At 74.4% G+C, this 12,072-nt stretch carries 11 protein-coding genes; 8 read left to right on the top strand and 3 right to left on the bottom strand.

The features are described 5' to 3' along the window. Positions 1–2: 2 nt before the first annotated feature. From EDF38_RS02915 to EDF38_RS02905, 3 genes are all read right to left on the bottom strand, one after another. The gene (locus tag EDF38_RS02915; protein ID WP_123353883.1) at positions 3–773 is read right to left on the bottom strand and encodes a DeoR/GlpR family DNA-binding transcription regulator; all 771 of its coding nucleotides are present in this window, start codon (positions 771–773) and stop codon (positions 3–5) included. Between the two features lie 75 nt (positions 774–848). Next, positions 849–1,931, bottom strand: a complete 1,083-nt coding sequence (pdxA, locus tag EDF38_RS02910; protein WP_123353881.1) for a 4-hydroxythreonine-4-phosphate dehydrogenase PdxA — start codon at positions 1,929–1,931, stop codon at positions 849–851. After that, positions 1,928–3,535, bottom strand: a complete 1,608-nt coding sequence (locus EDF38_RS02905) for a four-carbon acid sugar kinase family protein (protein ID WP_123353879.1) — start codon at positions 3,533–3,535, stop codon at positions 1,928–1,930. Before EDF38_RS02905 ends, pdxA begins: the two co-directional genes overlap by 4 nt. A 158-nt stretch (positions 3,536–3,693) precedes the next feature. Here EDF38_RS02905 and EDF38_RS02900 point away from each other — a divergent pair, with 158 nt between their 5' ends. From EDF38_RS02900 to EDF38_RS02865, 8 genes are all read left to right on the top strand, one after another. Next, entirely contained in the window at positions 3,694–5,271 is a 1,578-nt protein-coding gene (locus EDF38_RS02900; protein WP_123353877.1) for an ABC transporter substrate-binding protein, read from the top strand. Next, positions 5,268–6,209 carry an ABC transporter permease gene (locus tag EDF38_RS02895; protein WP_233572161.1) on the top strand — a complete coding sequence of 314 codons (942 nt, stop codon included), beginning with the start codon at positions 5,268–5,270 and terminating at the stop codon, positions 6,207–6,209. Before EDF38_RS02900 ends, EDF38_RS02895 begins: the two co-directional genes overlap by 4 nt. After that, positions 6,206–7,189 carry an ABC transporter permease gene (locus tag EDF38_RS02890; RefSeq protein WP_123353875.1) on the top strand — a complete coding sequence of 328 codons (984 nt, stop codon included), beginning with the start codon at positions 6,206–6,208 and terminating at the stop codon, positions 7,187–7,189. Before EDF38_RS02895 ends, EDF38_RS02890 begins: the two co-directional genes overlap by 4 nt. Then, complete coding sequence (locus EDF38_RS02885) at positions 7,186–8,070, top strand: ABC transporter ATP-binding protein (protein ID WP_123353873.1); 885 nt, start codon at positions 7,186–7,188, stop codon at positions 8,068–8,070. Before EDF38_RS02890 ends, EDF38_RS02885 begins: the two co-directional genes overlap by 4 nt. Beyond that, on the top strand, positions 8,063–8,893 hold the full coding sequence (locus EDF38_RS02880; protein ID WP_123353872.1) for an ABC transporter ATP-binding protein: 831 nt from the start codon (positions 8,063–8,065) through the stop codon (positions 8,891–8,893). Before EDF38_RS02885 ends, EDF38_RS02880 begins: the two co-directional genes overlap by 8 nt. Further along, entirely contained in the window at positions 8,890–9,870 is a 981-nt protein-coding gene (locus EDF38_RS02875) for an aldo/keto reductase (protein ID WP_123353871.1), read from the top strand. Before EDF38_RS02880 ends, EDF38_RS02875 begins: the two co-directional genes overlap by 4 nt. A 115-nt stretch (positions 9,871–9,985) precedes the next feature. Then, positions 9,986–10,771 (top strand): HpcH/HpaI aldolase/citrate lyase family protein, encoded by a 786-nt coding sequence (locus EDF38_RS02870; RefSeq protein ID WP_123353870.1) that lies wholly within the window; start codon positions 9,986–9,988, stop codon positions 10,769–10,771. Next, on the top strand, positions 10,768–12,072 hold the full coding sequence (locus EDF38_RS02865; RefSeq protein WP_370275491.1) for an exo-alpha-sialidase: 1,305 nt from the start codon (positions 10,768–10,770) through the stop codon (positions 12,070–12,072). The genes EDF38_RS02870 and EDF38_RS02865 overlap by 4 nt, the downstream gene beginning before the upstream one ends.

The following is a 12,072-nucleotide window of genomic DNA, read 5'->3' as shown; positions in this document are numbered from 1 at the left end:
GGTCAGTCGGCGACGACGACCTCGACGCCCGCCGCGGCGAACTCGGCGAGGGCGTCGGCGGTCGCGGTGTCGTCGGTGACGAGGGTCCAGCCGGCCGGCAGCGCAGCCCGGGCGTGGAAGGTCGCGCGACCGAGCTTGGAGCCGTCGGCCAGCACGTAGACGCGCTCGCTCTGGCGGCACATGAGTTCCTTCAGCCGCGTCTGCGCGAGGTCGGCCTCGACGACGTGGCCGCTTGCGAGCACGCCGTCGGCGCCGAGGAAGACCCGGTCGAAGGTCATCCGCTCGAGCGACGCCTCCGTCAGCGGTCCGACGAAGCCCTGGCTCGCGACCCGCAGGGTGCCTCCGAGGCACTCGACGTGCACCCGGTCGGTCTCCGCGAGCTGCTGCACGACCGCGATCGAGGTGGTCGCGACCGTGCCGGTGAAGCCGTGGCGCAGCTCCCGCGCCAGGGCCGAGACGGTCGAGCCCGCGTCGAGCAGGATCGTCTCGCCGTCGACGAGCTGCCGACGCGCCCACCGGGCGATGGAGGACTTGGCGACCCCCGCCTCCCCGGTGCGCTGGCGGAAGGACGGCTCGGCGCCGCTCGGTCCGAGCGCCATCGCGCCGCCGTAGGTGCGGGCGATCTCGCCGCGGGCCGTGAGCTGCGCGAGGTCGCGCCGGATGGTCGAGGGCGTCACGTCGAACCGGCGGGAGAGGTCGTCGACGCTCGCCAGGCCGCTCGTGTGGGCGAGCTCGACGATGTCGCGACGCCGCTCGCTCGCGCTAATGGTCATGGTCCGCCGTCTCGGTCGTGTGCTGCCGGTGCTGCCGTGGTGCCGTCGTGCTCTGACGTGCGGGCGGGCCCCGGGTCAGGCGGGGGCGCCGGCCGCCGTGGCCTGCCGCCCGGCCTCGGCCTGCGCCTCGGCCGCGTCGGCCGCGGCGTGGGGGCCGGGGGACATCTCGACGGCCTGCCGCAGGGCCTCGATCATGCTACCGACCGCGACCTTCCCGGTGCCGGCGATGTCGAACGCGGTGCCGTGGTCGACCGACGTGCGGATCACCGGCAGGCCGACGGTGATGTTGACGCCCGCCTCGATGCCGAGCACCTTCACCGGGCCGTGGCCCTGGTCGTGGTACATCGCGACGATGAGGTCGTAGTCGCCCCGCCCACCGAGGAAGAACGCCGTGTCGGCCGGCAGCGGCCCGACCGCGCGGATGCCGTCGGCCTGCAGCACCTCGATCGCGGGGGTGATCTTCTCCGCCTCCTCGCCGTGGCCGAACAGGCCGTTCTCGCCGGCGTGCGGGTTGATGGCGCAGACGCCGATCGTCGGGTCGTCGACGCCGGCGCGACGGAGCGCCTCCCAGCCCCGGCGGACCGTGCGCTCGACGAGGCCGGGCTCGATCTTCGCGATCGCGTCGATCAGCCCGATGTGGGTGGTCACGTGGATCACCTTGATCTTCGGCGTCGACAGCATCATCGACACCTCGCCGACGCCCATGAAGTGCGCCAGCAGCTCGGTGTGCCCCGGGAAGACGTGGCCCGCCTCGTGCAGCGCGGCCTTGTTCAGCGGCGCGGTGCAGATGCCCTGCACCTGCCCGGCCATGCCGAGCTCGCACGCGATGCGGATGTACTCGTACGCCGCGTGGCCGGCCTCGGCCGAGACGGCGCCCCACGGCAGGTCGGCCGAGAGGAGGTGCGGGTCGACCACGTTGATCCGCCCGGCCTCGAACACGGCGTCGGCGGGTCCGTCGACCTCGACCACGTCGACCTCGACGCCCAGGGCAGCGGCCCCCATCCGCAGGCGGGCCGCGTCGCCGACGACGACCGGCCGGGCGTCGCGGTAGGCGGCCTCGTCGAGGAGCGCACCCACCGTGACCTCGGGGCCGACGCCGGCGCCGTCGCCCATCGTGACGGCGATGAAGGGGCGTTCGTCTCGCGTCGTGTCGCTCATGGGGTCTCCGTTCGAGAGGTCCGCGGGGGCGGTGCCGCGCGGGTCGTGGTCGGTGGGGTGGGACGAGGGGTGGTCGTGGCGGGCCGCCGGCCGGGGCCGCCGCGGTCGGCGTCCTGCGGGTCAGCGTCCTGCGGGTCGGCGTCCTGCGGGTCGGCGGCGCACGGGTCGGCGTCGCGCAGGGTGCGGAGGCGGTCGACGAGGCGCACGAGCACGTCGTCGGCGCCGAAGCTGCCCGGCTTCGTCGCCACGAGGCGGCCGTCGTCGGCCCGGCTCGCGACCGCGCCGTGCTCGACCTGCGCGAGGGGCACGAGCCACGCCGTGCCGAGCCGGTCGAGGACGGCCCGGGCGGTCTCGCCTCCCGTGAGCACGAGGTCGGCCGCCGCGGCGACGGCGACCGTCGCAGCCACGTCGGCGAGGGCCGCGGCGGCCCGCGCGGGGTCGAGGGCCCGGTCGGCGGGCAGCACGAGCACGGCGAGGCCGTCCCGGAGCGCGGCCTCGGCCGCGCGGCTCACGGCGGCCTCGGCGGAGCGGTCTCCGGGGTCGGAGCTGGGGCCGGCGTCGGGGTCGGAGCTCGGGTCGGAGCTCGGGTCGGGATCGGGGTCGGGGTCGGGGTCGACCACGGTGAGCGCCGCCCCGCCGGCCACGAGGGCCGCGACGTGACGCCCGGCGGCCTCGGCGGCGGAGCCGACGACGACGACGACCGGGCGCGGAGCGACCTCCGCCCCCTCGCGTGCACGACTCAGGACGATCGGCGCGGAGTCTCCGCCCGTCGCGGCCCGCGGGTCGTCGCCGACGACGACTCCTGACTCCGCGACGCGGGCGATGGGCGTCGCGGGGTCGACGGCCGCGGCGACGGCGGCGGCGAGCGCGGCCGACCCGGCGAGCAGCAGGCGTCGACCGTTCAGGAGGAACGGTCCGGTCGCGCCGCCCGACGGCGGCAGCGCGGCGTCCGCGACGCCGTCGCCTGAGTTCTCGACAGCGGCACCGGCATCGGCACCGGCGAGCGCCGCCGCCACCACGCGGTCGAGGTCGTCGTCGGTCTCGCCGTCGACGACGGCGACCGCTCCCCCGCTCGCGGCGGCCGCCAGCTGCTCGGCGAGGGCCGCGGGCCCGGCGCGCACGGCGTCGAGCCCGACGAGGCGCACCGGCAGCCCGATCAGCTCGGCGAGGGTCGCGGGTGCCCGACCCGCCTCGACGTGCCAGTGGGCGGTGTCGGCGAGGGCGACCCCGTCGACGAGGGGTCGGCCGCCGACGACCGTGCGGCCGAGTGACGGCAGCGCACCGGCCAGCACGACGGCGAAGCCGCGCCCGGCGAGCGCCGCCAGCTCGGGGCCGACGTGGCCGCGCCAGAGCGAGTCGGTCTTCTTGACCACGAGGGCGTCGTCGGCGAGCGGTCGGGAGGTCAGGAGCGCGTGCGCCGCCGCGGCGGCGCCGGCCCGGGTGGCGGTGTCGACGACGACGACTCCTGAGTCGTCGACGCGCACGGCGTCGGCGGCGCTCGTCACGCCGAGCTCGAGCCGCACCGAGTGTCCGCGCAGCCGGAACTGCTCGGCGGTCTCGGCCGCCCCGGAGAGGTCGTCAGCGATGACGGTGATGCGGGTCATGGTGGCGCCATCCTGACACGACTGCGCGTTTCGCGCCACCGGCCTTGCGCAGAACGCGCAGCGGTGGCACAGTGGCTCCAGCCCGGACGAGGGCGCCGCAGCGCTGCGAGCCAGAGCGCGTCGACGGACCCGTCACCCCCTGGATCGAGAGGTCGACGATGACCGTTCCGTTCGCGGACCACCAGCTGACACGACGCAGCCTCCTGCGCGCCGGTGCGGCGGCCGGGGCCTTCGTGGCCGCCGGGTCGCTGCTCTCCGGCTGCGCGGGCCCCACGGGCCTCCCCGGCCAGGGCACGCTGATCCTCGCGCTCAACCGCTCGCTGGTCAGCCTCGACAACAAGCTGAACCAGTTCGACGCCGCCATCACGGTGCAGCGGGCGGTGCGGCAGGCGCTGACCGAGATCGGCCCCGACGCGACGCCGCGCCTGGTGCTCGCCGAGTCGTTCGCGCCGACGAGCGACACGCAGTGGACCGTCCGCCTGCGGGAGGGCGTCGTCTACTCGGACGGCAGCCCCGTCACGGTCGACGACGTCGCGACCGCGCTCGAGATGTACGCACAGGTGAACGGCTCGTTCGTCGCCAGCTTCTTCCCCGAGTTCCCGACGGTGACGGCGATCGACGAGCGCACCTTCACGCTCGACTCCGCGCAGCCGATCCCGGTGCTGGACGCGCTGATGAGCAACATCCTCATCACGCCCGCCGCCGCCAACGTGCCGGAGGAGCTGCAGGACGGCGTCGGCAGCGGCCCGTTCGTGGTCACGCGCTTCAACCGCGGCGCCGGCACCTACAGCCTGACGCGCAACGAGAACTACTGGGGCCCTCGCCCCGGGGTCGAGAACGTGGAGGTGCGCTTCCTGCCCGAGGAGTCCAGCCGCGTCATCGCCCTCCGCAGCGGCGAGGTCGACGTCATCGACTCGATCACGCCCGACTCGCGCCTGCAGCTGTCCGGTCTGCCGGGCATCGCCCTGGAGGAGGCCTCGAGCTTCCGCATCAACCAGCTCTTCTACAACTTCCGCAAGCCCGAGGGGCACCCGCTCGCCGACGCCCGCGTCCGCCAGGCGCTCTCGTACGCCGTCGACGGCGAGGCACTCGTCCGCGACGTGCTCACCGGCTCCGTGACGGCGGCCCGCGGCGTCGTGCCGCCCGACCTCTCCGGCTACGAGAAGACCGGCGCCTACGTGCACGACCCCGACCGCTGCCGGTCGATGCTGGCCGAGCTCGGCGCCTCCGACCTGCAGCTCAAGATCATCTGGGAGTCGGGCGAGTTCGCCGGCGACACCTTCGTGATGGAGGCGCTGGTCGAGATGTTCGGCGCCGTCGGCGTCCGCACGACGCTGCAGCAGTTCGAGCCCGGCGGCGACATCCTCTCGTGGCGCCAGGGCAAGGCCGGCGACTGGGACCTCCTCGGCAACGGCTTCTCGGCAGCGACCGGCCTCGCGCTCACCATCCTCCAGGGCATGTACAGCGGCACCGCCGAGAAGGAGGAGACCCGCGACACCTACCAGGGCTACGTGATCCCCTCCGTCGCCGACGCGATCGCCGTCGCGAGCAGCGAGCCCGACGCGACCCGCCGCCAGCAGCTGCTCGGCGAGGCGCAGCGCGCCGTCTGGGACACCTGGCCGTGCGCCTGGCAGTTCATCCCGAAGTCGGTGCTCGCCCGCCGCGACCGGGTGCAGGGCCTCGACCTCGCCTCCTCGAACTCCTACCCCCTGACCGCCGTGACGCTGGAGGCATGACCGTGGCCACCTACGTCCTCAAGCGCCTCGGGCAGGGCCTGCTCACCGTGTTCCTCACGGTGTCGACCGTGTTCGTGCTCATCCGGCTCGCGCCCGGCGACCCCGCCGTCGCCTACGCCGGCCCCCTGGCGACGAACGAGCAGCTCGCCGCCGTCCGCACCGAGTTCGGCCTCGACGCGCCGCTGCCGCAGCAGTACCTCCTCTTCCTGCAGCAGCTCTTCACCGGCAACCTCGGCCAGTCGTACTCGTTCCAGTCGTCGGCGCTGCAGGTCGTCCTCGAGCGGCTGCCCTACACGCTGACGTTGTCGTTCTCGGCGATCCTGCTCGCGGCGCTCGTCTCGATCCCGCTCGGCGTCTGGATGGCCCGCCGCACCGACACCCGCTCCGAGACGGGCGTGAACGTCGTCGCGATCGCCGGCCAGTCGATGCCCGACTTCTGGACGGGCATCCTCCTGCTCAGCGCCTTCGCCGTCGTCATCCCCGTGTTCCCGGCGTCGGGCTTCGCCACGTGGGGCGGGCTCGTGCTGCCGACGGTGACGATCGCGATCCTCCAGGTCGCGCTCATCTCGCGGCTCGTCCGGCGCGAGATGGCCGCCAACTTCGCGGCGCCCTACCTGACCGTGGCCCGCTCGCGCGGCGTCTCCGAACGGGCGCTGACCTGGCGCTACGCCATGGGCAACTCGGCGATCCCCGTCTTCACGGCCCTCGGCACGCGCTTCGCCGCGATGCTGAACGGCGTCGTGGTCGTCGAGGTCGTGTTCGCGTGGCCGGGCGTCGGCTCCCTCATCGTCCGGGCCCTCGAGACCCGCGACTACCCCCTCATCCAGGCGACCGTGCTGGTCACGTCGCTGCTCGCCGTCGGCGTGCAGCTGCTGATCGACCTCGCCTACCCGCTGCTCGACCCGCGGGTGCGACTCGGGAAGGCGAGTGCGGCATGACCACGACGACGACCGGTGCGGGCTCGCCCGCCGAGGCCACGGGGGCCGGGGAGGCGCGGGGCACCGCCGTCACCCGGCGCCTGCTCACGAGGTCGGAGGCCTCCCGACGGGCGTCCGCCGCACGCCTGAAGCTGTGGGCGGGGGCGATCTGCGCGCTGGTCGTCATCGTGCCGATCCTCCTGGCACAGGTGCTGCCGCTGCCGGACGCGAACGCGCAGGACCTCGGGGACCGCCTCGCGCCTCCCCTGTCGGCCGGCCACCTCTTCGGCACCGACCAGCTCGGGCGCGACCTCCTGTCGCGCGTGCTGCACGGCGGCCAGGTCTCGCTCGCGATCGGCGTGCTGGCCGTGATCGTCTCGGGCGCCATCGGCGTCGTGCTCGGCTCGATCGCCGGGTACTACGGCCGCTGGGCCGACACGCTCATCTCGCGGCTGCTCGAGGCGCAGATGTCGCTGCCGCTGCTCATGATGCTGCTGCTCGTGGTGGCGCTGTTCGGGCCGTCGATCCCCGTGATCACCTTCGTCATCGCCATCGCGCAGTGGCCGGAGGTCGCCCGCCTGACCCGGTCGCTCGTGCTCGTCGAGCGCGAGAAGCCGTACGTGTCGTCGGCGCGCACCCTCGGGCTCGGGCGGATGACGATCCTCATCCGGCACGTGGTGCCGAACGTCATCAAGCAGGCGACCCTCGTCGTGCTGCTGCTGCTCGCCCAGGCCGTCCTGCTCGAGAGCGCGCTGAGCTTCCTCGGCGCCGGCCCGCAGCGGCCGTTCGCGACCTGGGGCCGCATCATCTCCGACGGCCAGGACTACGTCACCACCGCCTGGTGGATGGTGACGCTGCCGGGCCTGTTCATCGTGCTGCTCGTGGTCGGGGTGAACCTGCTGGGCGACGCCCTGCGGGACCGGCCGCGGAGGACGACGACCTCGCGCCTCCGCGGGCTGCTGGGGCTGCGTGACAAGGCCGCGAAGGGAGCCACGTCATGACCGACGACCTGCTGCTCGAGGTGGACCAGCTCCAGATCGAGCTGATGACCGCGAACGGGGTGATCCGGGCGGTCGACGGCGTCTCGTTCCGCATCGCCCGCGGCGAGACCGTGACGATCATCGGCGAGTCGGGCTCGGGCAAGTCGACGACCGCGATGGGCGTGCTGCAGCTGCTGCCGCGCGACCTCGCCGTCGTCTCGGGAACGGTGCGGGTCACCGGGCTCGACGTGCTCGGCGACCCGCGGGCGATCGAGGCGGTGCGCGGGCGGACCGTCGCGCTCATCCCCCAGGACCCCATGACGGCGCTCAGCCCGGTGCGCACCGTGGGGTCGCAGCTCGGCGAGGCGATCCGCATCGCCGGGGCCGCCAGCGGCCGCGCGGCGGTGACGGCGCGCGCGGTGCGGCTGCTCGAGCAGGTGCACATCCCCGACCCGCGGGCGCAGCTCAGGAAGTTCCCGCACCAGCTCTCGGGCGGGATGCTGCAGCGCGTGCTCATCGCCGTCGCCCTCGCCTGCGAGCCGCAGCTGATCGTCGCCGACGAGCCGACGAGCGCGCTCGACGTGACCGTGCAGGCGGGCATCCTCGACCTGCTGCTCGAGCTGCAGGAGCAACGCGGGATCGGCCTGCTCATGATCACCCACGACCTCGGCGTCGCGCGGCTCGTCTCCGACCGGATCCACGTCATGAAGGCCGGCGTCTTCGTCGAGTCGGGCGACGTGCGCCAGATCGTCGACCACCCCGTCGAGGACTACACGCGACGGCTGCTCGCCGCCGTGCCGACGCTCGGGGCGTGGGACGAGACGCCCGCCGCACCTGCCGTACCCGCGGCACCTGCCGCACCCGCGGCACCTGCCGACCGCGAGGAGACCGCCCGTGCCTGACACCATCCTCGAGGTCGACGACCTCGTCGTCGACTACGGCTCGGGGCCGACGGCGCACCGCGCGGTCGACCACGTGTCGTTCTCGGTCCGCCGCGGCAGCACCTTCGCGATCGTGGGCGAGTCGGGCTGCGGCAAGTCGACCATCGCCAAGGCGATCATGCGCCTGCTCGACCCGACCGGCGGCCGCATCGTGCTCGACGGCACCGACCTGGCGACCCTGTCGGAGTCGCGCCTGCGCCCGCTCCGCCACCGGTTCCAGATGGTCTTCCAGGACCCGTACGGCTCGCTCGACCCGCACCTCAGCGCCCGGGACATCGTCGCCGAGCCCCTGCGGCTCAAGGGCGTGCGCTCGGCCTCGGCCCGGGCCGCCGAGGCCGCTCGCCTGATCGACCGCGTCGGCCTGCCGTCGACCGCCCTCGACCGCCGGCCGAGCGAGTTCTCGGGCGGGCAGCGCCAGCGCATCGGCATCGCCCGGGCGCTCGCGTCGAGCCCCGACCTGCTCATCTGCGACGAGGCGACGAGCGCCCTCGACGTCTCGGTGCAGGCGCAGGTGCTCGAGCTGCTGCGCGAGATCCAGGTCGACACGGGCATCACCTACGTCGTCATCTCGCACAACCTCGGCGTCGTGCAGCAGATCAGCGAGAGCGTGCTCGTCATGCGCCACGGCGCGGTCGTGGAGCAGGGCCCGACGGCCCAGGTGCTCACCGCCCCCGCCGAGGACTACACCCGCCGCCTCCGCCGCGCCGCCCTCGACCCGGCCACCATGACCGGCGTGAAGCCGCGCCACCTCGTCCGCAGCCTCTCGACCGGAGCCCCCGCATGACCACCACCACCCTCCCCGACCGCCCCGCGGCGCCGCGACTGGTGCTCGGCACGATGACCTTCGGCGACACGGTCGACGAGGCCGGCGCCGCCGAGATGCTGTCGACGGCTCAGGAGGCGGGGGTCACCTGGATCGACACCGCCAACGCCTACGTCGGCGGGCGCACGGAACTCCTGATCTCCCGACTGCTCGCGGGCCGTCGCGACGAGTTCGTGCTGGCCTCGAAGGCCGGCATGCCGCACGCCGACGCCGCCGGACGTCCGCCGCTGTCGGCCGGCGCGCTCCGCGACAGCGTGGAGGCCTCGCTCGGACGCCTCGGCACCGACCGCCTCGACCTCTTCTACCTGCACCAGCCCGACCGGCTCACCCCGCTCGAGGAGACCCTCGGCACGGTCGCCGACCTCGTGGCCGAGGGCAAGGTGCTCTCGCTCGGCGTCTCGAACTACGCCGCCTGGCAGATCGGCGACGTCGAGCGCGTCGCCGACGCCGTCGGCGCCCCGCGCCCCGTCGTCGCCCAGCAGCTCTGCAACCTCGTCGCGCGACGCCTCGACGAGGAGTACCTCGAGTTCGCCGCCGTGCACGACGTCGAGACGATGGTCTACAACCCGCTCGGCGGCGGCCTGCTCACCGGCCGGCACCGTTTCGACGAGACGCCGACCGAGGGCCGCTTCGGCGACTCCGCCCTCGCCGAGATGTACACGAAGCGGTACTGGGACGAGCAGCTCTTCGCGGCGATCGACCGCCTGGGCCGGATCGCCGGCGACGCGGGTCTCGCGGGCGGGCTCGTCGAGCTCGCGATGCGCTGGGTCGCCTGGCGCCCGGGCGTCGGCAGCGTGCTGCTCGGCGGCTCGCGCGCGTCGCAGCTGCGCGACAACGTGGCCTCGATCGGCCGCGGGCCGCTCGACGCCGACGTGCTGGCCGCCTGCGACGAGGTGGGCGCGACCCTGCGGGGTCCGATGCCGGCCTACGCGCGGTGACCCGCGCCTCCTGAGCCCCGCCCTGGTGTGCTGGGCACGGCACCACCGGCGCACGACCGACCGACACACGACACGACACGACACGACACGACACGACCGAGATGAGAACCACCAGATGACCTCCCCCCTCGCCACCGAGTTCGCCCGCCGCATCCGCAGCCGTGAGAAGTCGGTCGGCTACTGGATCACCCTCGACTCGCCGCCCTCGACCGAGCGCATCGCCCGCCTCGGCTACGACTACGTCGCCCTCGACGCGCAGCACGGACTGTTCGGGTACTCGGGCATGATGACGGGCCTGCTCGCGATCGACGCGGGCCAGACCTCGGTCGGGCTCGTGCGGGTCGAGGCGAACGACGTCACGGCGATCGGCAAGGCGCTCGACGCCGGCGCGGTCGGCGTCATCGTGCCGCTCGTCGACACCGCTGAGGACGCCGCGGCCGCCGTCGCGAGCGCGAAGTACCCGCCGCTCGGCGGTCGGTCGTACGGGCCGATGCGCTCGAGCCTCCGCGTGGGCCCGGTGCCCGGCGACGCGAACGCCGCGACCCTCGTCTTCGCGATGATCGAGACGCCCGACGGGCTCGCGAACGTCGAGGCCATCGCGGCCACACCGGGCCTCGACGGCCTCTACGTCGGGCCGAGCGACCTGTGCATCGCGGTGGGCGGGGCGTTCCCCGGCGACCCGGCGGTGCAGGAGGAGTTCGACGCCGCGCTCGTCCGCGTCGCGGCGGCGGCCGAGGCGGCGGGCGTCGCGGCGGGCATCCACACGCCGCACGGCGACGTCGCCCGGGCACGCCTCGGGGCCGGCTACACCTTCGCCACGGTCGCGGGCGACCTCAACCACCTCGAGCTCGTCGCGCGCGAGCACCTCGAGCGGGCCCTCGCGGCGGGGGACGACGCGTGAGCGACGCGGGCGACGCCTCGGGCGGCGGCGGCCTGGTCGCCGACCAGCCGGGCGACGACGAGCTGCTCGCCGACGGCGTCGTGCGCACGGACGCCACGGGCCGCGTCGGGGCGTTCCTGCCCGCGGCGACCGTGCAGGCCCACGCCGCGAACCTCGCCGAGCTGCCCGACGGGCGCCTCGCCTGCGTCTGGTTCGGCGGCACGCAAGAAGGGGTCTCGGACATCGACGTCTGGTCGTCCGTGCTGACGCCGGGCCGGGGCGACGAGCCCGACACGTGGTCGGCTCCGGTGCGGCTCAGCGACGACCCCGAGCGCTCCGAGCAGAACCCCGTGCTCTGGCCGACCCCCGACGGCGACGTCTGGCTGCTCTACACGGCGCAACGCGCCGGGAACCAGGACAGCGCCGAGGTGCGCCGCCGCGTCTCGACCGACGGCGGAGCCACCTGGGGCGACCCCGAGACGCTCTTCGCGCCCGACGAGGTCGGCGGCGTCTTCGTGCGCCAGCCCCCGCTCGTCACCCGCGACGGGGCGTGGCTCGTGCCGGTGTTCCGCTGCGTGACCACGCCGGGGGCGGCCTGGGTCGGCGACCACGACACGAGCTCGGTCATGATCTCCCGGGACGGCGGGCTGACGTGGGGTGAGCACGCCGTCCCGGGCAGCACCGGCGCCGTGCACATGAACGTGCACGAGCTCGCCGACGGCACCCTGCTCGCGCTCTACCGCAGCCGGTGGGCCGACGCCGTGCACGAGTCGCGCTCGACCGACGGAGGCGCGACCTGGTCCGCCCCCGTGCCCACCGAGCTGCCGAACAACAACTCGAGCGTGCAGTGGGTGCCGCTCGCCGACGGACGCCTCGCGATCGTCTACAACCACCGCCGCGCCGACGCCTCGACCGAGCGCCGGCTGGGGCTCTACGACGAGATCGACGAGACGGGGATCGTCGAGCAGGCGGTCGCGGGGGGCGAGGCCGAGGCGGTCGTCGGGGAGGCGGGGGGCGCCTCCGGGTCCGGGCCGGGGCCCGACGCCTCGTCGGGCGAGGGGCGCACCGCGTTCTGGGGCACGCCGCGCGCGCCGATGTCGCTCGCGGTGTCGGGCGACGGCGGGGCGAGCTGGCCGCACCGGCTCGACCTCGAGGACGGCGACGGCTGGTGCCTGTCGAACAACTCGCGCGACGGGCTGAACCGCGAGCTGTCGTACCCGAGCATCACGCAGACGAGCGACGGCGCCGTGCACGTCGCGTACACCTGGCACCGTCGAGCGATCAGGTACGTCCGTCTCGCGCCCGCCGACCTGCCGGGCTGA

Origin of the sequence: Frigoribacterium sp. PhB160, from assembly GCF_003751785.1 — a bacterium.
GTDB lineage: Bacteria > Actinomycetota > Actinomycetes > Actinomycetales > Microbacteriaceae > Frigoribacterium.
This window is presented reverse-complemented; position numbering and strand designations above follow the sequence as displayed.